Here is a 21875-nt window from a genome sequence, read left to right as displayed (position 1 = left end):
GGTGTCCACGCCCGTTGGCGGTCCAAGCGGCGGCCGGAGTCTCCTGGCTCCCGGATCACCGTCCGTCCCCGGGCCTTCCGGCGTGTCCGCCGTGGCGTCGAGCGTGGGGACGGGCTCCCCGGTCACAGTTGCGGGACAGCCCCGGATTCGCACCGGGTTCCTCCTGTCCGCCGTCCGCAAGGATCGCACACTCCCGGCGATCTGGACGAAGACGGTCAGGTAATGGCGAACCAGACGGCCTTGCCGGGCTCGGGCTCCCCGATCCGCGCGACGGCCGCCCCGGTGCCCCACCGGCCCCCCGACAGCTCCCGCACGATCGCGAGGCCGCGTCCGCAGTCGCCGGACGTCCAGGAGTAGCCGGGCAGCCGCGCGGACGCGTCCCGGTCGAAGACGGCGCAGTAGACCGTTCCGGACGCGGCGTCGCGGCACAGCCACAGCTCGTGCGGACGGCTCCCGGCCGCGTGCTGGTGGGCGTTGGTGGCCAGCTCGCTGACCATGAGCCGTGCGTCGGCGCGCGCCTCGGCGGGCACGCCGAGCGCGGCCAGCGCCTCCTCCAGGACGGCGCGGGCGTGCCGGGCGCACTCGGGGCCGTCCGGCAGCGGCCACGTCCAGCCGGCGGGCGGAGCGAGGGGGTCGGTGGTCTGGGCTGAGACTTTCACGGGTCGGTCCTCCCGCTCGGGACGCCTTGGGCGGGGGCGCCCCTGGGCAACTCGTCACATTGCGTCCCCGAGCCGTCACGCGACAGCGTCTCGTGAGAATCTCAGCGGCGCAACTGGCTTCGCCAGATTGCTCCACCGAGTTCGTCAATCCCTGCGGATTCCGGCAATCACGTTGTGCGACGCCGCGCTGACGGAAAGACTCGCTAGCCATGACCTACCGGCCTACTGTGCGCGGTCGCCGGCTGGCCCGCGAGCTGCGCAAGCTGCGCGAGGAGCAGCGCCTCACCCTCCAGGACGTGGCGGACCGGCTCGCCTGGTCGCGCGCCACCGTCTCCCGTCTGGAGACCGGCCAGACCCGCCCCAAACCCGACGACATCGCCGCGCTGCTCGACCTGTACGGCGTCCCGAGCCCCGACCGGGACGCGCTGCTCACCCTCGCCCGCGAGGCGGGCCGGCGCGGCTGGTGGACGGCCTACGCCGACGTGTTCGCGGGCAGCTATGTGGCACTGGAGGACGACGCCTCGGAGATCCGCACCTGGGATCCGCAGCTCATCCACGGCCTGCTCCAGACGCAGGACTACTCGCGCGCCGTCATCACGGCGGGCCGCCTGCTCGCCACGCGCGAGCAGATCGAGCGCCGGGTGGACGCCCGCAAGATCCGCCAGGCGATCCTGGACCGGACCGACGCCCCCCGACTGCACATGATCATGGACGAGGGCGCCCTGCGGCGTCCGATCGGCGGGCTCCAGGTGATGGCCGCCCAATTGGACAAACTTGTGAAAATGGGCGAACGGTCCTTTGTCACCGTTCAGGTGCTGCCGTTCTCCACCATGGAACACGCCGGACTTGACGGACGTTTCACCATCCTTTCCTATTCCGACCCCGCCGATCCCGATATCGCCTACGTCGAGGGCACGATGGGCGACGTTTATGTGGAAAGCAGCGCGGAAATAGCGAAGCACAGGGACCGCTTCCGCCGGATCGAGGAGGCGGCCCTCACCCCCGAGGAATCCGCGCACCTCATGATCGAGGCGGCAAGGAGCGGCATGTGACGAAAACGCGGCGCGACACCGGCGGCTGCTGGCGCACCTCCTCCCACAGCGGCAGCGGGGAGCAGTGCGTCGAGGTGGCGGACCTGGCCGGCGGACGGTGCGTCGTCCGCGACTCCAAGGACCCGCAGGGCCCGGCCCTGGTCCTGTCCAGCACCGGCTGGAGCGCGCTGCTGGACTCGGTGCGCGGGGCCTGACCGGCGGCCGTCCGGCGCTTCACGGGGTGGGCGGCGCCACACCGGCGAAGCGGAATGATCGAATGGGAGTCGACGCTGAGAAGGATGCCCGCGGGTCCGCGGGCGCCGCGACTGGAAGAAGGACACCCGATGTCCACGCAGGCCGACGCCGCCCGGCTGCTCGTCCGCATCCTGGAGGCCGAAGGGGTCGAGTACGTCTTCGGCATCCCGGGCGAGGAGAACATCCATTTCGTCGACGCGCTCAACGACTCGTCGATCCGCTATGTCCTCGTCCGGCACGAGCAGGGCGCGGCGTTCATGGCGGAGATCTACGGGCGGCTGACCGGACGGGCCGGCGTCGCCTCGGCCACGCTCGGCCCGGGGGCGATCAACCTGCAGCTCGGCGTCGCCGACGCGACGACCAACAGCACGCCGGTGGTGGCGATCTCGGCGCAGGTCGGTCTGGACCGCATCTACAAGGAGTCGCACCAGGTCATCGACCTCGTGTCGCTGTTCCGCCCGATCACCAAGTGGGCGGACCTGACGCCGACGGCCGAGGCGCTGCCGGAGATGGTCCGCAAGGCGTTCAAGACCGCGCAGACCGAACGGCCGGGCGCGGTGTACCTGGCGATTCCCGAGGACGTCGAGTCCGCGCCCGTCCCGGAGACCCTGAAGCCGCTCGCGGTGAACGTCGTCCGGCCGCAGGAGCCGTCGCCCGCGCAGATCGCCCGCGCCGCCGACGTGATCGCGATGGCGCGGCAGCCGGTCGTGGTGGCCGGGCACGGCGCGACGCGCGCCCACGCGGGCGAGGCGCTGGTGCACTTCGCCGAGACGCTCGGCGTGCCGGTCGCGACGACGTTCAACGGCAAGGGCGTCTTCCCCGACGACCACCGGCTCGCGCTCGGCGCCGTCGGGTTCATGCGGCACGACTACGTGAACTTCGGCCTGGACCGCGCCGACGTGCTCATCACCGTCGGGTACGAGCTGCAGGAGTTCGACCCCGTCAAGATCAACCCCGACGGCGACAAGCAGATCCTGCACATCCACCAGAGCCCCGCCGAGGTGGACGACCACTACACGGTCACGGTCGGCATCCAGGGCGACATCTCCCGGACGCTGCGGCAGCTCGCCGACTCCGTCCACCGCCGGTTCGCGGGCGCCGGGACGGGCGAGAAGATCCGCGAGCTGCTGCGCGCCGAGCTGGAGCAGGGCCGCGCCGAGGACGGCTTCCCGCTGTCGCCGCGCCGGGTCGTCGCCGACATCCGCGCCGCCATGGGACGCGAGGACATCGTGCTCGCCGACACCGGCGCGGTGAAGATGTGGATGGCGCGGATGTACCCGACGTACGAGCCGAACACGCTGCTGGTGTCGAACGGGCTGTCGTCGATGGGGTTCGCGGTGCCGGGCGCGATCGCGGCGAAGCTCGCCCGTCCCGACCGCCGCGTCCTCGCCGCGACCGGGGACGGCGCGTTTCTCATGAACTCGCAGGAGCTGGAGACGGCCGTCCGGGAGAACGTCCCGATCACGGTCCTGATCTGGGAGGACGGCGCCTACGGCCTGATCGGCTGGAAGATGGACCTGGAACTCGGCCGCAGCTCCAACATCGGGTTCGGCAATCCCGACTTCGTCACCTACGCCGAGAGTTTCGGGGCGCGCGGTTATCGGGTGACGTCCGCCGGGGAGTTGCTGCCCACGCTGCGCAAGGCGCTCGCCGACGACGGGGTGTCGGTGGTGACCGTCCCGGTGGACTACCGCGCGAACCTGGAACTGACCGACCGGCTCGGCGAGCTGACCGACCCGTTCTAGGTCCGCGCGGCGCCGCGGGTCAGGCGCGGCAGACGATCTCGCCGTGCGGGACGGTGAACCAGCCGTCGGCGTCGGCCGCCCACTCCTTCCAGCCCGCGTAGATCGCGTCCAGTTCGGCGCGGGTCGCGTGGCCGCCCGCCACGGCCGCCTCGGCGACGTTGGAGTGGACCATCCGTCCGCCCCACGTCTCGCTCCACCACTCGCGCTCCTGCGGCGTGGCGTAGCACCAGGACGAGACGGTCGCGGTGACGTCGGCGAACCCGGCCGCGTGCGCCCAGGCGACCAGGCGGCGGCCCGCGTGCGGCTCGCCGCCGTTACCGCGCGCCACCTTCTCGTAGACGGGGCGCCAGGCGTCCATGCCCGGCGGGTCCGGGTACCAGACCATGCCGCCGAAGTCGGCCTCGCGGGCGGCGACGATCCCGCCCGGCCGGCACACGCGCCGCATCTCGGCCAGCGCCCGCACCGGGTCGGCGATGTGCTGCAGCACCTGGTGGGCGTGGACGACGTCGAACGAGTCGTCCGGGAAGTCCAGCGCGTGGACGTCGCCGACCGCGAACGCGACGTTCGCCGCGCCCTGCTCGCGGGCGTGCGCGGCGGCCCGCTCCAGGACGGCCGCCGCCGCGTCGATCCCGGTGACGCGGGCGACGCGGGCGGCGATGCCGGCGGTGATCGTGCCGGGGCCGCAGCCGACGTCCAGGACCTCCGCGTCCGGCGTCAGGTGCGGCAGCAGGTGGGGGGCGGAGTTCTCGGCGGTGCGCCACTCGTGCGAACTCAGGACGGTCGCGTGGTGGCCGTGGGTGTAGCTGGTCATGACTTCCTCCCGTGGCGTTGCCTGCTCCGCACCCTAGACACGATGACCACTATTTGAGAAGTGAATCTCATTATGTGAGACGTCGGACATGTGCGACGATGTGCGCCATGGACGCGGAGGTCAACGTCAACCGGCCGGTCTCGGCGCGCGTGTGGAACTACTGGCTCGGCGGCAAGGACCACTACGAGGCCGACCGCCGCGCGGGCGAGGAGGTCGCGCGGCACGTGCCCGGCATCGCCGCCGCCGCCCGCGCCGACCGGCAGTTCCTCGGCCGCGTCATGGCGCCGCTCGTGCACGAGGCCGGGATCCGGCAGTTCCTCGACGTCGGGACGGGCCTGCCCACGGCCGACAACACCCACGAGATGGCGCAGCGCCTCGCCCCCGACGCGCGGATCGTCTACGTCGACAACGACCCGCTCGTCCTGTCGCACGCCCGCGCGCTGCTGACCAGCACGCCCGAGGGCGCGACGAGCTACGTGGACGCCGACGCCCGCGACCCCGGGCGGATCCTGGCCGCCGCATCCGCGACGCTGGACCTGGACCGTCCGGTCGCGCTGATGCTGCTCGCGATCCTGCACCTGTTCACCGACGACGCCGAGGCGGCCCGGATCGTCGGGACGCTCGTGGACGCCCTGCCGTCCGGCAGCCACCTCGTCCTCACCCACGCGTGCCTGGACGTCGAGGCCACCCGCACCGCGATGCGCGTGTGGAACGAGTCGGGCACGCCGCACCCGATCCGGGCGCGCGGCGCCGGCCAGATCACCGCCTACTTCGACGGGCTCGAACTCCTCGAACCGGGTGTCGTGTCGTGCTCGCGGTGGCGCCCGCTCCCGAACCGGTGGGGCCTTCCGGACGAGGTCATGACCTTCGGTGGAGTGGCCCGCAAACCCTGACCGCGCCGCTAGGGTGCCGCTGATCATCCTTTCTCGGAGGTGCCCGTGCCGCATATCGACCTCGGCAGCGAACTGCCCGGACTTCCCGCCCTGCTCGCCTACCGGCCGGAGACGGCGGGGCCGCTGCGGGCGCTCGCCGAGGCGCTGCTGCGCGGGCCGGGTCTTCTTTCCACGGGCGAGCGGGAATTGATCGCCGCCTACGTTTCGGAACTGAACGCGTGCGGTTTCTGCGCCGGGTCGCACGGGGCGTGCGCGGCCGAACTCCTGGGCGACGACTCCGTCCTCGGCCAGGTCACGGCCGATCTGGACGCCGCGCCGGTCACGCCCCGGCTCCGCGCGCTGCTGCGCCTGGCCGAGGCCGTCCAGCGCGGCGGGACGGCCGTGACGCCCGAACTCGTCGCGGACGCGAAAACGGCGGGCGCGGCCGACCAGGAGATCCACGACGCGATTCTCATCGCCGCCGCGTTCTGCATGTACAACCGTTATGTGGACGGCCTCGCGACGACGGCCCCGGCCGATCCCGGCGTTTACGCGATGATGGCGCGCGGGCTCGCCACCGGCGGTTATGCCTGACGTTTTTCAGCGGGCGGAATGGCGGGCCTGGATCTCGTCCAGTTCGGCGTGGGTCGGCGGCCGGTGCGCGAGCGGACGGTCCGACGGGGCGATCCCGGCGAGCAGGACGTCCAGGTGCCGCCGCCACGCGTCCGGGTCCACCCCGACGGTCAGCTCGACGATGTGCCGCAGCGACCAGAACAGGACGAGCGCGTCCCCGTCCGCCAGATCGGGCCGGACCGTCCCGGCGTCCTGCGCACGGACGAGCAGTTCCCGCACGATCGACCGGAACTCCCGCCGCTCGGCCGACGGCAGCCCCGCCCACAGCCGCCGCAGGCAGCCCCGGTGCGCGGCCTGGAGTTCGCCCATGCCGCGCAGGAGCGACGCCAGCCCGGTGCCGTCGCGCTCGTCCAGCGCCCGCCGGGCGAGGCCGAGCGAGTCCCGGACGACCTGCGCCACCAGGAACTCGATCAGCGCCTCTTTCGTGGGGAAGCGCCGGTAGACCGTCCCCATGCCGACGCCCGCCCGCGCGGCGATGCTCTCCACGCTGGCGTCCAGGCCCTGTTCGGCGAACAGTTCCCGGGCGGCGGCGACCACCCGTTCGAGGTTGCGGGCGGCGTCGCGGCGGAGCGGACGGGCGTCTGCGGTGACCATGGGGTCAATTATCGGCCGCCGGGACGAGCGTCCCGGCCTCCCGCACCGGTTCGGCGACGGTGGCGCGGCGCGCCTTCGGCACGAGGAGCGTGGTGGCGAGCGCGACGGCCGCCGCCCCCGCCAGGAACCAGAACCCGTGCGTGTACCCGGACTCCCTCGGCAGGCCGCCGACCGCGCCGGACGTGATGATCGACCCGGTCACGGCGGTGCCGATGGACCCGCCGATCGTCCGGATGTTGGCGTTCATGCCGCTCGCGGCACCGGTCTGCGCGGGCGGCACGGCCGTCACGATCAGCGCGGACAGCGCCGAGAACGCGAACCCGATCCCGGCCCCGCACAGCGCGGCGACCAGGTAGATCGTCCAGCGCTCGGCGTGCGCGGTGGCCAGCAGCACCATCGACGGGATCAGCAGCACCGCGCCGAGCGCGAGGACGGCACGCGCCCCGAACCGCAGTCCCAGCCGTCCCGCCGCGAGGCCGCTGAAGAACATCGTGACCGTCATCGGCAGCAGGAACACGCCCGACGCCGTGACGCTCGCGCCGAACCCGTAGCCGGCGGACGGCGGCGTCTGCACGAACGCGGGCAGGAACGCCATGAGCGAGTACAGGCCGAGGCCGAACAGCAGCGCGACGAGGTTCGTCGTCCAGACGGCGGGGAGCCGCATCATGCGCATGTCGATGAGCGGTTCGGCCGAGCGCAGTTCCACCGCGATCCAGGCGGCGGCGAGCAGGACCGCGAGCGCGAGCAGCCCGAGGACGCGGCCGGACGTCCAGCCCCACCGCGAGCCCTCGCTGATCGGGACGAGCAGCGCGACCAGCCAGGCCGACAGCAGCGCGGCGGCGGGCAGGTTGATCCGGCCGGGGGCGCGCACCGGGGACTCGGGGACGAACAGGTGCGTCGCGACCGCGGCGACCGCGATGACGATCAGCGGGAGCCAGAACAGCCAGCGGTAGTCGAGCGTGTTGACGATCGGCCCGGCGACGACGATGCCGAGGCCGCCGCCGACGCCCATGAGCGCCGCCGCCGTCCCGATCGCGCCGGAGACGCGGTCGCGCGGGAACTCGTCGCGGATGATCCCGAAGACCAGGGGCAGCACGCCGCCCCCGACGCCCTGGATCACCCGCGCCGCGATCATGACGCCGATGGACGAGGCGAGCGCCGCCAGCAGCGAGCCCGCCCCGAGCGCGAGCAGCGCGACGAGCAGCATGCGCTCCTTGCCGACGACGTCCCCGATCTTGCCGAGGACGGGCGTCGCGACCGACGCCGACAGCAGGTAGGCCGTCATGACCCAGGTCACCGTGCTCTGCGACGTGTGCAGGTGGTGCTGGATCGTGGGCAGGACGGGCGAGACGAGGGACTGCGACAGGGCGTAGGACAGGATGCCGAGGCAGAGGACGAGGAACGTGGCGCCGGTGCGTGGCCGCCCGGCGCCTGCGGTGTGGGTCAAGGGGGATCCCGGGCTGGGCGGATGGGGTGACCCGGTCAGGCTACGACCGAAGCGGAAGATCAACTCCGCTTCGGGCGGGTGAGACTTCCCACCCGCCCGCTCGGGAATAACGGCGTCAGCGGGCGAGCGCCGGGACGGGCGGAACCGGCGCCGCCTTGGCCGCGCGCGGGATGAGCAGGGCGGCGACCGCCCCGGCCAGCGAGAACACGCCGCTGACGGCCAGCGCGGGCGCGCAGCCGTCGGCGAAGGCCCGCGCGCCGCCGTACCCGCCGTGCGCGGTGAAGACCGCCGCGAGCACCGCGACGCCGAAGACGGCCGCGAGCTGGCGCAGCGTGTTGAAGACGCCGGACGCCGTCCCGATCCGCTGCGGCCCGACCGAGTTGATCACCGCGGTCTGGACGGCGGGCATCGCCATGCTGATCCCCGCACCCGCGATGACCATGGGCGCGACCAGCGCGGGATAGGCCGCGTCCGGGTCCGCGAGCAGGCTCAGCCAGGCCATGCCGACGGCCTGGAGCGTCAGGCCGGTGACGGTGAGCGTCCGCGCGCCGATCCGGTTCACCAGCGCTCCGGCGACGGGCGCGACGACGGTCACCGTGCCCGTCCAGGGCATGAGCTTCAGCCCCGTCTCCATCGGGCCGTCGCCCAGGCTCGTCTGGAAGAACTGCGCGACGAAGAACAGCGAGCCGTACAGCGCCGCGTACATGAGGAACCCGGCGGCGTTCCCGGCGGAGAAGCCGCGCTCGCGCAGCAGCCGCAACGGGACCATCGGCTTGTCGACGCGCAGTTCCCACACGGCGAACGCGGCCGTCAGCAGCACGCCGACCGCCAGCGCGCCGTCCACCTCGGCCGCGTCCCAGCCGACCGTGCCGGAACGGATCAGTCCCCACGCCAGCCCGAGCGCGCCGCCGGTCACCAGCACGACGCCGCCGACGTCGAAGGACGCCCCGGCGCCCCGGCTCTCGGGGACGTCCCGCAGCACCAGCGGGATCACCACCAGGCCGATCGGCACGTTGAGCCAGAAGATCCACTGCCAGGCGAGCCCCTCGGTGACGATCCCGCCGACCACCGGGCCCGCGACCACCGCCAGGCCCGTCACGCCCGCGAACACGCCGAGCGCCCTGGCCCGCCGTTCCGGCGGAAACCCGGTGCCGAGCAGCGCCATCGCGAGCGGCATCACGAGCGCGGCGCCGCTCCCCTGCACCGCGCGGGCGGCGATCAGCCACCCCACGTCCGGCGCCGCCGCGCACGCCGCCGACGCCGCCGTGAACAGGCCGAGCCCCGCCGCGAACATCCGCCGCCGGCCGAACCGGTCGCCGAGCGCGGCGCCCGTCATCAGCAGGACGGCGAAGCTGAGGCTGTAGGCGTTGACCGTCCATTCGAGCTGTTCGACGGTCGCGGCCAGGTCCAGGCGGATCCTGGCCAGCGCGGTCGACACCGCCGTCGCGTCCAGCGCCACCATGAGCGACGCCGTCGCGGTCAGGCCGAGCAGCCTGCCGCTGGTCCTCCGGGCCATAGTTGGCTTCCCTTCATCGGTTGCCGGTACAGACCGGGCCGATGCGGAAATTCGGCGGGCGGCGGCCGACGACTTCTCCCGCCGTCGCCGGTCGGTAGAAGGGGAGGTGCGACTGATGAGAACCGATGAGGACCAGGCGGCGGAGTTCGCCCGGCTGACCGACCCCTTCCGGCGTGAGCTGCTGGCCTACGGCTACCGGATGCTGGGCTCGGTCCACGACGCGGAGGACGTCGTCCAGGAGGTCTACCTGCGCGCGTGGCGGTCGTACGACCGGTTCGAGGGCCGGGCGTCGATACGGACGTGGTTGTACCGCATCGCCACGAACGCCTGCCTGAACGCCCTGGAGCACAGCAGCCGGCGGGTCATGCCGTCCGGCCTCGCGCCGCCGTCGGAGGACCCGGGACGCAGCGGCGTGCGCGCACCCGAGGTCGCCTGGCTCCGGCCGCTCGCCGACCGGCTGCTCGGCGCCGCGCCCGACGACCCGGCGTCCGTCGTGGCCACGCGCGCCGGGCTGCGGCTCGCGCTGATCGCCGCGCTGCAGTACCTGCCCGGACGGCAGCGCGCCGTGGTCATCCTGCGCGACGTCCTGGCCTGGCCCGCCGCCGACGTCGCCGCGATGCTCGGCATGACCGCGACCGGCGTGAACAGCACGCTGCTGCGCGCCCGCGCCCGGCTGTCGCGGCTCGTCCCGGCCGACGACGAGATCGCCGAACCGGCCGAACCCGCGCGCCGCGCGCTCCTCGACCGCTATGTGCGGGCGTTCGAGGCGGTGGACGTTCCGACGCTCACCCGGCTGCTCACCGAGGACGCGTCGTGGGAGATGCCGCCTGTCATTTCGTGGTTCCACGGCCGCACGTCGATCGGACGGCTGCTCCATTCCCGCCTGTCGGCGTCCGGGCCGGGCGGGAACCGGCTCGTGCCCGTCGACGCGAACGGCCAGCCGTCGTTCGCGATGTACCTGCGCGACGAGGACGGCCTGCTCCACGCCCATTCCATCCAGGTGCTGACGCTCGGACCGGACGGCATCACGCACGTCTTCAGCTTCATCGAAGAGGCGCTGTTCGACGACTTCGCCCTGCCGCGCGTCCACTCCTGAACCACGGACAAGTACGGGCCTGTTCGGGTAACCGGTTTCGCGGCGGGAGGGCAGTGACATGACGGTGAGGTAATTGTTACCTAGTTGTCATGTCGATGTTGGAATAGCGCAAAGAGTTCGGGGTGGGTGGGCGTTATATCCGGCTTGCTGGAATGGCGGGGGTTGTGGCGGGGCGGGGAGGGTTCGGGGGTGCCCGTGGTGTCGGGCCACGGGCACCGGGACGTCAGGCCGCCAGGGCCACCCGGCGGCGGTGGTCGGTGTAGCCGGACGGCGTGACCAGCGCTTCCACCACCGACGGCGGGCTCGGCACGAGGGCCGGGCGGGCGGACGGGGCGGTCTCGGTGTAGCCGTTCAGCGCCAGGCCGGACAGTTCGCCGAGCCACGGCTCGACGAGCGTGCGTTCGGCGGGGCCGTGAAATCGCGGGTGGGTCAGATGGAACGTCGTCTCGTTCACTGGCTACCCCTTCCTCCGACACGGGTCGTACCCGGTACCACGCCAGAAAAAAGCTCTCCGAGCCGGTTCCTATTCCGTGGCCTTCGTCTCACCTGCAACTCACGTTATGTCCTGCCACTGACATTTCCGCGCGCCGGAGACGGACGGTGCGCGGATCATGGCGGGGCGTGGCCGGACGGCCCACTGGAGCGGGCGGCGGCGGCCGAGCGGCCGGGGACGGCCGGGCCGGTGAGCGGATTCGGAGTGTCACCGGCCGCCCGCGCCGAGAATGGCGGATCGGCCGCGCGCCGCTCAACGGATTTTCGGGCGCGCCACCGGTCGAGCAGCGGTTCGAGGACGTCCGTCAGCGGCACGGCCAGGCCCGCGTACAGGACGAAGGCCAGGAACAGCAGCGCGGCGGGCACGAAGACGAGGTTCATGAATCCAGGGTGCGCCGACGGCCGCCCCCGCCGCATCGACCCGCCGTCTACCGTTCGGCCCCGCCACGTCATACGAACGGCTGATCCGGGGGTGCGCCCCAGGTCGTAGCCTCGGGACTCGTGACGGAACAGCGCGGGACGCTCGAACGCGTCCACTCGGCGGGCGGCTGCCTGCTGCGCCTCGCGGGCTGGGGCGCGACGGCGCTCGTCCTGCTCGCCTCGGTGGTCCTCCGCCAGACCACCCCCGTCCACCTCGCGGTGGACGCCGTGACGGTGGCCGCGGCGATCGGCGCGCTCGCGTCGCGGAACGTCCTGCGGTGGGCCGCCGGGGCCGCGGCGGCGTCGATCGCAGTGACGCTGCTGGCCGCCGCCACGCACTCCCCGGGGTTCGGCGCGATGGTGTTCCTGGAGGTCTCCTGGCTGCTCGTGCTCGTCGTCCGGGTCGTCTGGAAGGCGCCGCAGCCCCGGCTGCCCGCGCTGACGGCCCTGACCGGCGGCGCGGTGGCGTTCTGCGCCTTCCGCAGCCCCGGCGCGGCGGTCGTGCTGGTCGCCGTCGCGCCGCTCGGCGGGCTGGTCGTGGTGGCGATCGGCACGGGGCTCTACCTGCGAGCCCTGGACGCCCGGCGGGTCCGCGCGCTCGCCGGCGCCCGGCGGGACGAGCGCCTGGAGCTGGCGCGCGACCTGCACGATTTCGTCGCGCACCACGTCACGGGCATCGTCGTGCAGGCGCAGGCGGCCCGGTTCGCGGCCGGGTCCGCGGCCGCGCAGAGCCCCGAGCAGCTCGACCGCATGCTCGCCTCGATCGAGAAGGCGGGCGGGGAGGCGCTGGCGTCGATGCGGCGCATGGTCGGGCTGCTGCGCGACGCGTCCGACGACCCGGCGGGCCTGCGGCCGGTCGGCGGCCTGGACCAGGTCATCGACCTGGTCGAGCGCTGGACGGACCCGCCGGCCTCCCTCATCATCGACCGGAACGTCGGCGCGCCGCCGCCGGAGGTCGCGACGACGCTGCACCGGATCGTCCAGGAAGCTCTGACGAACGTCCGCAAGCACGCCGCCGACGCGACCCACGTCCGCGTCGCGATCACCAGGAGCGGCCCGGACGCCGTCACGATCGAGGTGACCGACGACGGTCAGGGCCGCGGGCGCCTGCTGCCGTCCGGCGGGTTCGGCCTGGCCGGGCTGGACGAGCGGGTCGCGTCCCTCGGCGGGCGGCTGTCGGCGGGGCCGGGTCCGCACGGCGGGTGGCGGGTGGTCGCCGTTCTGCCCATTAGGGATGTCCTGCGAGAATCGCCGGTGTGACGATCCGGGTGCTCATCGCCGACGACCAGGAGATGGTGCGGGCCGGGTTCCGCATGATCATCGACTCGCAGCCGGAGATGACCGTGGTCGGCGACGCGGCCGACGGCGTCCGCGCGGTCGAGCTGGCCCGCGAGCTGCGCCCCGACGTGTGCCTGTTCGACATCCGCATGCCGCGCATGGACGGCCTGGAGGCCACCCGCCTGCTCGCCGGGCCCGGCGTCCCCGACCCGCTGCGGATCGTGATCGTCACGACCTTCGACATGGACGAGTACGTCTACGGCGCGCTGCGCGGCGGCGCGGCCGGCTTCCTGCTGAAGGACAGCGGCCCGGCGCTGCTGGTGGAGGCGGTGCGGGCGGCGGCCGACGGCGCGGCGCTGATCTCCCCCTCGATCACCGTGCGGCTGCTGCAGCGGCTCGCGACGCCGCCCGCCGTGCCCCGGACGCCGCGCGAGAGCCCGACCGACCGGGAGCTGGACGTGGTGCGGCTCGTCGCGCGCGGCCGGACGAACGAGGAGATCGCGGCCGAGCTGTTCGTGTCGCCGTCCACGGTGAAGACGCACCTCGGGAGCGTCCAGCGCAAGCTCGCGGCGCGCAACCGCGTCGAGGTCGCGGCGTGGGCGTGGGAGTCCGGGCTGGCGGGTCGTTAGGTGGCGCCCGAGTCGCTGGCGGGCTTCCCGACGCCGGTGCTCGTACTGTGGATCGTCGCGGCGACGGGGTGGGGCGCGGTCCTCGCGGGGCTGCGCGCGGGCCTGCCCGGCCGGACGCGCGGTCCGGCGGTGTTCGCGCACGTCCTGACGGCCCCGGCGGCGCTGCTGGCGCCGGCCCTGGTCGGGTTCGGCGCGCTGCCGCTGACGGTCGGGGTCGCGGCGGCGTGGTGGGCGCTGGCGCTGACGACGGGCTTCCGGCCGCAGCGGCTGGTGGCGGCGGGCGGGTGGGGACGGCTCGCGTTGTTCCTGGTCGTGGCGGTGCCGGGCGCCGTGGCCGGGACTCATCTCGTCCTCTGACCCGCTTAATCGGACGATGTCCGGTCATGCGTTACGTAGGATCGGGATACGTGCGGGCAAATGCGCCAGGGAGGTGAGGTCATGCCGTGTGCGCTCTGCGGCGACATCATCCCCCGCGAAGTGGTGCGCTGTCCGCACTGCGGCGCCTGGGCCCGGCGCCGGGACTTCCGCGCGGTCGGCGTGGCGGTGTTCCTCCTGCTCGGCTTCAACGCCTTCATCGCGCTCGGGTCGGGGATCAGCCTGCTGCGCGCGGGCGGCCCGCTGCGCGGCGAGACCCACGACACCTATGACCCGGTGAACACCGGGAGGGTCCTCGCGCCGTACGCGGACGTGTTCGTCGTCTGTGCGGTCCTCGCGGGCATGACCGGGCTGCTGTACCTCGGCTGGCTGTGGCGGGCGCACCGGCAGTCGCCCGGACCGCACCGCCACCACCGCGTCTGGGTGGTGTTCGGGTGGGTGTGCCCGGTCGTGAACCTGTGGGTGCCGCCGCGCGTGGTGTACGACGTGTGGGTCAACAGCGGCCGGTACCGGACGACGGAACGCCAGGTGGCGGGCGCGGTCGTGGCGGGCTGGTGGACGTTCCTGCTGTCCGGCGCGCTGCTGGCCCGGCTGTTCGCGGTGGCCGACGTCGAGACGCTCGCCGACGCCCGGTTCGACGTCCACCTCGGCGTCGCGGCGGCGGCGTGCCAGGCGCTCGCCGCCGCGTTCTGCATGGTCACGGTCTTCCAGATCACCCGGCTGCAACTGCTGCGCGGCGACTAGTCCCAGACGGCCGTGAGCGTCCACGCGCCGCCGGACGGCTCGTGCCGCAGCTCGTACACCGCGAGCCCGTCCCCGGCGGACGCCTCGACCCGCCAGTAGTCCAGCCGGACCTCGCCGGCGGGCGGGTCCCGCCACCAGTCCGGCGTGAGGACCCAGTGCTCCAGCACCCGCCGCACCGCGTGGGCGCGGCCCTGCCAGACGAACTCCGACGGCTCCCCGCCGCTCGTCGCGACCGCCACCGGATCGGCGAACACGCGCGTCATCCACTCCCCCCGTCCCTGTCGTGTCATCGCCGCACGGGGGAAGTCATGCGGAACGCTCGAACATGTGTTCGGCAGGCCGAGTCTAGGGAACGCCGCCGCCGGGGAGCAAGGCGGGGTGGGACGAAACATCAGGTCAGAAGGTGTGCGATGGCCTCCGCGGCATGGTCGACGGCGGTCACGTCGGCGTAGCCCCCGCCCGTCCACAGGTACGACCAGCCCGCCCCGGTGGGCATCGCGACGATCATCACCTGCTGCCCGGAGCGCGGCCCGGTGACCGCGAGGACCGACTCCCCCGGCCCCGCCAGGCGCCAGTGCAGCCCGCGCGCACCGACCGCGCGGGCGAGCAGCGCGAGATGACGCCGACGCATCTGCGCCGGTTCTTGGGCACGGGCTACGGACACCGTGATCAGCCGCCTCGGGGTGAAGGTTCGCCGCCGGTCGCCCGGCGACGAGGGGGTGGCGCGCACCGCGCGACCCGGGTCGCGCGGGGCTCAGTCGGCTCATTCTTGCCCGCGCGTAACGTGGCGGTCACGGAACAGAGGGTCACGAGATGCTTACGCGGGCGGCCGACGGGGACGGGTCCGAGCCCGGCGTGATAGACCCACTAAGAAAAAGCGAGCACCGCGCGAAGGAGTCCCTCGATGACCGCCGCCCCCGGTCCCGGTCTGCCCGATCCCGAGGCCGCCGGCACGGTCCCCGCCGCCGGGCTGCGCGAGCGCAAGAAGCAGCGCACCCGGCTCGCGCTCATCGACGCCGCGCTCGACCTGTTCCTGCGCAAGGGCTACGAGGAGACGACGATCGACGAGATCGTCGCGGCCGTCGAGGTGTCCCAGCGGACGTTCTTCCGCTACTTCGCCACCAAGGAGGACGTCGTCACCGCGTTCCTCACCGACTTCGACCAGGTGCTGATCACGGCGGTCCGCGCGCGGCCCGCCGACGAGCGGCCGTTCACCGCGCTGGTCGAGGCGATGCGGGCGATGCTGCGCGCGGTGGCCGAAACCGGCCCGGACGAGACGGGACGGTTCCGCCGCGTCCAGCAGGTCGTGGAGGCCAACCCGTCCCTCATGGCCGCGCAGATGGCCCGGTTCCACGAGACCGAGGAGACGCTGGCGCGGGTCGTCGCCGAGCGCGAGGACGTCGACCCCGGGGACCCGCGGGCGGCGCTGATCGTGGCGTTCCACTCGGCGGCGATCCGGGTCGCGTTCGACCAGTGCGCGCGGCTCGACGTGTGGGACCCGGCGGCCATCGCCCGCCGCATGACCGACCTCGCCGGCATCGCCCGCGAGACCATGCGCGACTGGACCTGAATTCCGATTCCTCCCGGCGCGTACGGGACGGCTATGGTTTCCCCACAGCTCCCCGAGAAACCTCCCAGGACCTCTCCATGACCTCGTACGCACGAGAGAACGACGCGCTCGGCACCGGCGATCCGCGGGAACTCGGCCCGTACCGGCTGCTGTCGCGGCTCGGCCGGGGCGGTATGGGCACCGTCCTGCTCGGCGAGGACGCGGCGGGCCGCCGGGTCGCCGTCAAGGTCATCAACCCCGAGCTGGCCGGGGAGGCGGCGTTCCTGGAGCGGTTCCGGCGCGAGGTCACCGCGGCGCGGCGGGTCCGCCGGTTCTGCACCGCGCCGGTCGTGGACGCCGAACTGGACCGCGAGCCGCTGTACGTCGTCACCGAGTTCATCGACGGGCCGACGCTGGAGCACGCCGTCGCCGAGCGCGGGCCGCTGCCCGGTTCGGACCTGGAGGGCCTCGCGGTCGGCGTCGCGACCGCGCTCGCCGCGATCCACGGAGCCGGGATCGTCCACCGGGATCTGAAGCCCGCGAACGTCCTGCTGTCGTCCACCGGCCCGCGCGTGATCGACTTCGGGATCGCGCGGGCGCTGGACGCGGCGGATGGCCCCACCCGCACCGGCCAGTTCGTCGGCACCCCGAACTACCTGCCGCCCGAGCTGCTGCGCGGCGAACCGGTCACGCCCGCGTCCGACGTGTTCTCCTGGGGCTGCGTCGTCGCGTACGCGGGCACCGGCCGCGCCCCGTTCGACGGCGCGACGATGCCGCAGATCCTGTACCGCGTCGCGCACGAGCCGCCCGCGCTGGACGGCCTGGACCCGGCCCTCCGCGACGTCGTCGCCGCCGCCCTGCACAAGGACCCCCGGCAGCGGCCGACGGTGGACGACCTGCTGAGCCGTCTCGTCGGGCACCCGCGCCCGAACCCCGAGCGGATCGCCGAGACCGTCCAGTCATCGTGGCACGGCCCCGCCTACGACCAGACGATGCAGACCCGCCGCGTCTCCGCCGACCCCACCCGCCACGACCCGCCCCCGCCGCGCGGGTTCCCGGGCAAGCCGCTGGCGCTCGGCGCGGCGGCGGTCGCGCTCGTGCTGGTCGCAGGGATCGGGGCGTGGGCGGCGCTGCGTCCGTCCGGGCCGCCGACCGACACCGCGAGCGTGTTCAGCGACGACTTCAGCCAGACCGCGTCCGGCTGGTCCGGGAGCGCCTACACCCCGCCCGCGCCGGACGAGGGCTATGAGGGCGGCCACTACCGCATCGACCTGAACGACTCCACCGACTCGGCCGTCACCGACTCGCCGATCGACGTCGGCAAGCGCCCGCTGCCCGTCCGCGAGCTGGTCACGGTGAAGGTCGAGGTCACCGGCGGCCCCGACTACGGGCAGTTCGGCGTCTACTGCCGCAGCTCGCAGGGGAAGACGAACCTGCTGCCGTCCTACCGGTTCCTCGTCCGGCGCGACGGCAAGGGGACCGTCCTGCGCAAGGCCACGCCCGACGGCGGCTCCAAGGAGCTGTACTCCTCCGGCGACGCGCCCGGCTACCGGCCCGGCGAGCAGAACACCGTCCAGTTCGCCTGCGAGCAGGACGGCGGCAAGATGCGGCTGCGGGCCTGGCTGAACGGCACGCGCGCGGCGTCCGCGACCGACGACGACCGGATCCTCCCGAACGGGAACGCCGGCCTGACCGTCGCACGCGCGGGACAGTCCAACGCGATGGTGACCGTCCTGTTCGACGACTTCGAGATCTCCGAGATCCACTGACGTCCGCGTGAACGGCCGCCCCGAGGCGATCAGTCCTTGCGGCCGGTGGTGGCGATGGCGACGCCGAGGCCGATCATCATGAGGCCGCCGGTGCCGCCGACGGCCGACAGGCGGCGGGGCGAGCGGGCGAACCAGGCGCGGGCCGTCCCGGCTGCGAGGCCCCACAGGCCGTCGCAGAGCAGCGCGAGCAGGCAGAAGACCAGGCCGAACACGAGCATCTGCGCGGGCACGCCGCCGCGCGCCGGGTCGGCGAACTGGGGCAGGACGGCCGCGAAGAACACGAGCGTCTTCGGGTTCGTGACGCCGACGACGAAGCCCTGCCGCAGGGCCCGCGACGTCCCGACCGGCCCGGCGACCGCGTCGGCGGCCTCGGCGAGGGAGCGCCGGTGCCGGAACGCCTGGACGCCCAGGTACACGATGTAAGCAGCGCCGCACAGCTTCAGGACCGTGAACACGACGAGCGAACGCGCGACGACCGACCCGACACCGAACGCGACGGCTGTGGTGAGGACGAGCGCGCCCAGTTCGTTGCCGACGACGCCGGTCAGGGCGACGCGGCGGCCGTGCGCCAGAGCGCGGCCGACCACGAACAGGACGCTCGGCCCCGGCACCAGGATGATCAGCAGCGCCAGGGCCGAGAAGGCGAGGAGGTTTCCGGGGGCGACCATGACCGGCACCCTAATGACCCGGCTCGCCAGGCAAAACAGGATTTATACCGACGACCGCTCCCGCGCGTCCACCGCGGCCGACGCGACCGAAGGCCGCTCCAGCCGCGCCGACGCCACCGCCGCCGCGAGCCCGCCCGCCCCGAGCAGCGCCGCCACCCACAGCGGCGCCGTATAACCGAGCCCCGCACCGATCGCGGCCCCCGCCAGCGCGGGGCCGACCGTGTTCCCGAGGTTGAACGCCGCCACGTTGGCCGCCGACGCGAGCGTCTGCGCGTCCGAGGCGGTGGCGAGCACCCGCGACTGGAGCGCCGGGATCGTCGCGGACGCCACGACGCCGAACACCGCGAGCGTCACCACGGCCGTCACCTTGCCGTGCGCGGTGACCAGCAGGACGAGCGACGTCACGGCCAGCGCCGCGACCGTCACGTACACGCTGGCCAGCGGCGCGCGGTCGGCGTAGCGTCCGCCGAGCAGCCCGCCCGCGAGCATCCCGACGCCGAGCAGGGTGAGGACGAGCGGCACCGCGCCGGAGGAGAACCCGGTGACGTCCGTCAGCAGCGGCGCGACATAGGTGATCACGGCGAGCGCGGGCGCCCAGCCGAGCGCGGTGGTGAGCAGGACGAGCCAGACCCGTCCGCGCCGGAACGCGCCGAACTCGCCGCGGATCCCGGCCGCCGGACGCGGCGAACGCGGCACGAGCGCGGCGATCCCGGCGAACGCCAGCACGCCGACGACCGCGATCACCCAGAACGTGGCGCGCCAGCCGAACCGCTGCCCGACGGCCGTCCCGAGCGGGACGCCGAGCACGTTGGCGAGGCTCAGCCCGGCGAACATGAGCGCGATGGCGCTGGCGCGCTTCTCCGGCCGCACCAGCCCGGCCGCGACGACCGACCCGACGCCCATGTACGCGCCGTGCGCGAACGACGCGACGATCCGCGCGCCGAGCAGCGCGAGGAACCCCGGCGCCAGCGCGGACAGGACGTGCGCGGCGACGAACAGCCCGACGAGCCCGAGCAGCATCCCCTTGCGGGGCAGCCGGGCGCCGAGGGCGGTGACGAGCGGGGCGCCGACGACCGTCCCGAACGCGTAGCCGGAGACCAGCAGGCCCGCCGCCGGGATGGACGTGTGGAAGTCGGCGGCGAGGTCGGGCAGCAGCCCGGCGATGACGAACTCGGTGGTGCCGATCCCGAACGCGCCGAGCGCGAGGGCCAGCAGGGCGAGGGGCATGACGGTCCTCCGGTAGGATTACCGGCGTACGCCGATAGCGAGCTGAAGCATTAATTGCAGACGCCGACTATCTCAGCACGCAACTAGCGTGCGCGGCAAACGCGCAGGAAGGTGAGCCGTGTCACGTCCGGACGACGCGCGGGCCCGCGGCTGGCGGACGCTCGCCGCGCTCCAGGCCCGCATCGAGGACCGCATCGAACGGTCGCTGCAGGCCGAGCACGGCCTGAGCGTCAACGAGTTCTGCGTGCTCCACCACCTCGCCGGCCCCGACGGGCCGCACACGCGGATGCAGGAACTCGCGGCACGGCTCGTCCTCAGCCAGAGCGCGACGACCCGGCTCGTCACCCGGCTGGAGGAGCGCGGCCTGCTCACCCGCGTCATCTCCGCCGAGGACAGGCGCGGCATCTACGCCCAGGTCACCGACGAGGGACGCGCGCTGGAGCTGCGCGCCGCCCCCACCCACAACGCCGCGCTGGAGGACGCGCTCGCGCAGGCCGCCGACCTGCCCGAGCTGACGCCGCTGGTCCGCGCGCTGGAGTCCCTCGCCGACCTGAAGGTGTGATCAGGCGCCGCGCCCGGTCCGCGCGAGCACCGCGCGGCGGATCTTGCCGGACGACGTGCGCGGCATCTCCGCCATGAACACCACCGAGCGCGGCACCTTGTGCGCGGGCAGCCGGTCCCCCGCGAAGCCGATGAGGTCGTCCTCGGTGGCGCGGGTCGGGGCGGTCGCGTCGTCCAGGACGACGAACGCGCGCAGGTCCCCGTCGGCGTCCGGGACGACCGCGACCTCGACCACCCCGGGGTGCCGCCCGAGCGTCCGCTCGACCTCGACCGGCGCGACCGGCTCGCCGAGCACGGTCACCTGGTCGCGGACGCGGCCGTGGTGGTGGACGAAGCCGTCCTCGTCCACGTGGACGAGATCGCCGGTGAGCAGCCAGCCGTCCGCGCCGAGCACCCGCGCGGTCCGCTCCGGACGGCCCAGGTACTCGCGCGTCACCGACGGCCCCCGCACGTACAGGACGCCGGTCTCGCCGGTCCGCGCGGGACGGCCGTCCACCCGGACCTCGATCTCGAACGGGTCCAGCGGGACGCCGAGCGTGCCGCGCCGCCGCCGGGTGATCGTGTTGGAGATGAACGTGTGCCCCGCCTCGGTGCTGCCGAGGCCGTCCAAAATCGGGCAGCCGAGCGCGTCCTCGACCCGGGCGGCCAGCGACGGCAGCAGCGGCTCCCCCGCCGACAGCGCGGCGCGCAGCGTCCCGAACGCCTCGCGCAGGTCCGCGCCGTCGGCCGCGACGAGCCGCGCGTACAGGGTCGGGACGGTGAACAGCAGCGACGGCCGGTGCGTCCGCGCCTGCTCCAGCAGGCCCGCGACGGTCGGGACGTCCGGCCACAGCACCGCCGACGCGCCCCGGAACATCGGGAAGAAGACCGTCGCGCCGAGCCCGAACGGGTAGCACGCCTTCGCCGGGGACAGCACGACGTCGCTCGACGTCAGCGCGAGCGCGCCGTCGGCGAGCGCCCGCACGTAGCCCTCGGCGTCGCCGTGGCGGTGGACGACGCCCTTCGGCGTGCCGGTCGTCCCGGACGTGTACTGCACGTAGGCGGGCGCGTCCGGCCCGACCGGCTCGGGATCGGGGACGCACGCGGGCTCGTCGGCGAGGTCGTCGCCGGTGATCACGTGCCGTCCGGCGAAGCGCCCGGCCAGGTCGGGCGCGCAGACGACCGTGCGGGGCTCGGCGTCCGCGACGATGTGGGCGTGCTCGTCCGGGCTCTGCTCCGGCCCCGTCGGCACCGCGACCGCACCGAGCCGCAACGTACCGAGCAGCGCGGCAACGAACGCGGGCGAGTCGGGCAGCGCGATGAGGACGCGGTCGCCGGACCGCACCCCGGCGGCGTGCAGCACCCCGGACGCGCGGGCCGCCGCGTCGTGGACGGCGCCGTGGCCGAGCGTTCCGCCGGCCGTCCGGAACAGGGGGCGGTCCCGCCAGCCCCGGGTCTCCGCGCGCCGCGCGAGCGACGCGGCGAGATTGTCGTCCATCCGAGCCTCCTGCATGGAGAGGAGGCT

At 73.7% G+C, this 21875-nt stretch carries 25 protein-coding genes and 1 riboswitch; of the genes, 13 read left to right on the top strand and 12 right to left on the bottom strand.

Annotated features, from left to right (window positions below; genetic code table 11):
- Positions 1–37: 37 nt before the first annotated feature.
- Positions 38–162: riboswitch (cobalamin riboswitch) on the bottom strand.
- Between the two features lie 53 nt (positions 163–215).
- The gene (locus BTM25_RS10545; RefSeq protein ID WP_103562491.1) at positions 216–659 is read right to left on the bottom strand and encodes an ATP-binding protein; all 444 of its coding nucleotides are present in this window, start codon (positions 657–659) and stop codon (positions 216–218) included.
- A 209-nt stretch (positions 660–868) separates the two neighbouring features.
- Here BTM25_RS10545 and BTM25_RS10540 point away from each other — a divergent pair, with 209 nt between their 5' ends.
- The 3 genes from BTM25_RS10540 to BTM25_RS10530 all read left to right on the top strand — a co-directional run bounded on the left by BTM25_RS10540 (position 869) and on the right by BTM25_RS10530 (position 3690).
- Positions 869–1711, top strand: coding sequence for a helix-turn-helix domain-containing protein (locus BTM25_RS10540; protein ID WP_103562490.1), 843 nt, complete (start codon positions 869–871; stop codon positions 1709–1711).
- The gene (locus BTM25_RS10535; RefSeq protein ID WP_103562489.1) at positions 1708–1905 is read left to right on the top strand and encodes a DUF397 domain-containing protein; all 198 of its coding nucleotides are present in this window, start codon (positions 1708–1710) and stop codon (positions 1903–1905) included. The genes BTM25_RS10540 and BTM25_RS10535 overlap by 4 nt, the downstream gene beginning before the upstream one ends.
- A 129-nt stretch (positions 1906–2034) precedes the next feature.
- Positions 2035–3690, top strand: coding sequence for an acetolactate synthase large subunit (locus BTM25_RS10530; protein WP_103562488.1), 1656 nt, complete (start codon positions 2035–2037; stop codon positions 3688–3690).
- Positions 3691–3709: 19 nt separating this feature from the next.
- Here BTM25_RS10530 and BTM25_RS10525 read toward each other — a convergent pair whose 3' ends face one another.
- Complete coding sequence (locus tag BTM25_RS10525; RefSeq protein ID WP_103562487.1) at positions 3710–4501, bottom strand: methyltransferase domain-containing protein; 792 nt, start codon at positions 4499–4501, stop codon at positions 3710–3712.
- 107 nt (positions 4502–4608) lie between these two features.
- Between BTM25_RS10525 and BTM25_RS10520 the strand changes: the two genes are divergently transcribed.
- Both BTM25_RS10520 and BTM25_RS10515 read left to right on the top strand, forming a co-directional pair.
- The gene (locus BTM25_RS10520; protein WP_205648022.1) at positions 4609–5394 is read left to right on the top strand and encodes an SAM-dependent methyltransferase; all 786 of its coding nucleotides are present in this window, start codon (positions 4609–4611) and stop codon (positions 5392–5394) included.
- A 39-nt stretch (positions 5395–5433) separates the two neighbouring features.
- Positions 5434–5967: a carboxymuconolactone decarboxylase family protein gene (locus tag BTM25_RS10515; RefSeq protein ID WP_235828329.1), complete on the top strand. Its 534-nt coding sequence runs from the start codon at positions 5434–5436 to the stop codon at positions 5965–5967.
- Positions 5968–5973: 6 nt separating this feature from the next.
- Here BTM25_RS10515 and BTM25_RS10510 read toward each other — a convergent pair whose 3' ends face one another.
- From BTM25_RS10510 to BTM25_RS10500, 3 genes are all read right to left on the bottom strand, one after another.
- Positions 5974–6600, bottom strand: coding sequence for a TetR/AcrR family transcriptional regulator (locus BTM25_RS10510; protein ID WP_103562484.1), 627 nt, complete (start codon positions 6598–6600; stop codon positions 5974–5976).
- Positions 6601–6604: 4 nt separating this feature from the next.
- Positions 6605–8047, bottom strand: a complete 1443-nt coding sequence (locus BTM25_RS10505) for an MFS transporter (RefSeq protein ID WP_103562483.1) — start codon at positions 8045–8047, stop codon at positions 6605–6607.
- 115 nt (positions 8048–8162) lie between these two features.
- Positions 8163–9563 (bottom strand): MFS transporter, encoded by a 1401-nt coding sequence (locus tag BTM25_RS10500; protein ID WP_103562482.1) that lies wholly within the window; start codon positions 9561–9563, stop codon positions 8163–8165.
- 115 nt (positions 9564–9678) lie between these two features.
- On the opposite strand from BTM25_RS10500, the gene BTM25_RS10495 reads away from it, so the two are divergent.
- Positions 9679–10659, top strand: coding sequence for a sigma-70 family RNA polymerase sigma factor (locus BTM25_RS10495; protein WP_103562481.1), 981 nt, complete (start codon positions 9679–9681; stop codon positions 10657–10659).
- 223 nt (positions 10660–10882) lie between these two features.
- Here BTM25_RS10495 and BTM25_RS10490 read toward each other — a convergent pair whose 3' ends face one another.
- Together BTM25_RS10490 and BTM25_RS10485 are read right to left on the bottom strand one after the other, a co-directional pair.
- Complete coding sequence (locus BTM25_RS10490; protein ID WP_103562480.1) at positions 10883–11113, bottom strand: hypothetical protein; 231 nt, start codon at positions 11111–11113, stop codon at positions 10883–10885.
- 155 nt (positions 11114–11268) lie between these two features.
- Positions 11269–11532, bottom strand: coding sequence for a hypothetical protein (locus BTM25_RS10485; RefSeq protein ID WP_103562479.1), 264 nt, complete (start codon positions 11530–11532; stop codon positions 11269–11271).
- A 120-nt stretch (positions 11533–11652) separates the two neighbouring features.
- On the opposite strand from BTM25_RS10485, the gene BTM25_RS10480 reads away from it, so the two are divergent.
- The 4 genes from BTM25_RS10480 (at position 11653) to BTM25_RS10465 (ending at position 14597) form a co-directional block, all read left to right on the top strand.
- A complete protein-coding gene (locus BTM25_RS10480) occupies positions 11653–12831 on the top strand; it encodes a sensor histidine kinase (RefSeq protein ID WP_103562478.1) in 1179 nt (392 codons plus the stop codon).
- Positions 12828–13478: a response regulator gene (locus tag BTM25_RS10475; RefSeq protein ID WP_103562477.1), complete on the top strand. Its 651-nt coding sequence runs from the start codon at positions 12828–12830 to the stop codon at positions 13476–13478. Before BTM25_RS10480 ends, BTM25_RS10475 begins: the two co-directional genes overlap by 4 nt.
- Positions 13479–13835, top strand: a complete 357-nt coding sequence (locus BTM25_RS10470) for a hypothetical protein (RefSeq protein WP_103562476.1) — start codon at positions 13479–13481, stop codon at positions 13833–13835. It begins immediately after the preceding gene.
- A gap of 81 nt (positions 13836–13916) precedes the next feature.
- Positions 13917–14597 (top strand): DUF4328 domain-containing protein, encoded by a 681-nt coding sequence (locus BTM25_RS10465; RefSeq protein ID WP_103562475.1) that lies wholly within the window; start codon positions 13917–13919, stop codon positions 14595–14597.
- On the opposite strand, the gene BTM25_RS10460 is transcribed toward BTM25_RS10465, so the two are convergent.
- Complete coding sequence (locus BTM25_RS10460) at positions 14594–14860, bottom strand: DUF6504 family protein (protein WP_103562474.1); 267 nt, start codon at positions 14858–14860, stop codon at positions 14594–14596. The genes BTM25_RS10465 and BTM25_RS10460 overlap by 4 nt on opposite strands.
- Before the next feature lie 128 nt (positions 14861–14988).
- Positions 14989–15228 carry a hypothetical protein gene (locus BTM25_RS10455; RefSeq protein WP_103562473.1) on the bottom strand — a complete coding sequence of 80 codons (240 nt, stop codon included), beginning with the start codon at positions 15226–15228 and terminating at the stop codon, positions 14989–14991.
- A 273-nt stretch (positions 15229–15501) separates the two neighbouring features.
- Here BTM25_RS10455 and BTM25_RS10450 point away from each other — a divergent pair, with 273 nt between their 5' ends.
- Complete coding sequence (locus BTM25_RS10450; RefSeq protein ID WP_103562472.1) at positions 15502–16167, top strand: TetR/AcrR family transcriptional regulator; 666 nt, start codon at positions 15502–15504, stop codon at positions 16165–16167.
- 77 nt (positions 16168–16244) lie between these two features.
- Complete coding sequence (locus BTM25_RS10445; RefSeq protein ID WP_103562471.1) at positions 16245–17915, top strand: serine/threonine-protein kinase; 1671 nt, start codon at positions 16245–16247, stop codon at positions 17913–17915.
- A 29-nt stretch (positions 17916–17944) separates the two neighbouring features.
- Here BTM25_RS10445 and BTM25_RS10440 read toward each other — a convergent pair whose 3' ends face one another.
- Positions 17945–18583 (bottom strand): LysE family translocator, encoded by a 639-nt coding sequence (locus BTM25_RS10440; RefSeq protein WP_103562470.1) that lies wholly within the window; start codon positions 18581–18583, stop codon positions 17945–17947.
- Between the two features lie 42 nt (positions 18584–18625).
- Positions 18626–19810, bottom strand: a complete 1185-nt coding sequence (locus tag BTM25_RS10435) for an MFS transporter (protein WP_103562469.1) — start codon at positions 19808–19810, stop codon at positions 18626–18628.
- Positions 19811–19928: 118 nt separating this feature from the next.
- Here BTM25_RS10435 and BTM25_RS10430 point away from each other — a divergent pair, with 118 nt between their 5' ends.
- Positions 19929–20372, top strand: coding sequence for a MarR family winged helix-turn-helix transcriptional regulator (locus tag BTM25_RS10430; RefSeq protein ID WP_103562468.1), 444 nt, complete (start codon positions 19929–19931; stop codon positions 20370–20372).
- On the opposite strand, the gene BTM25_RS10425 is transcribed toward BTM25_RS10430, so the two are convergent.
- Positions 20373–21863 carry a class I adenylate-forming enzyme family protein gene (locus BTM25_RS10425; protein WP_235828328.1) on the bottom strand — a complete coding sequence of 497 codons (1491 nt, stop codon included), beginning with the start codon at positions 21861–21863 and terminating at the stop codon, positions 20373–20375.
- Between the last annotated feature and the right edge of the window lie 12 nt (positions 21864–21875).

Origin of the sequence: Actinomadura rubteroloni, from assembly GCF_002911665.1 — a bacterium.
GTDB classification, from domain to species: Bacteria; Actinomycetota; Actinomycetes; order Streptosporangiales; family Streptosporangiaceae; genus Spirillospora; species Spirillospora rubteroloni.
This window is presented reverse-complemented; position numbering and strand designations above follow the sequence as displayed.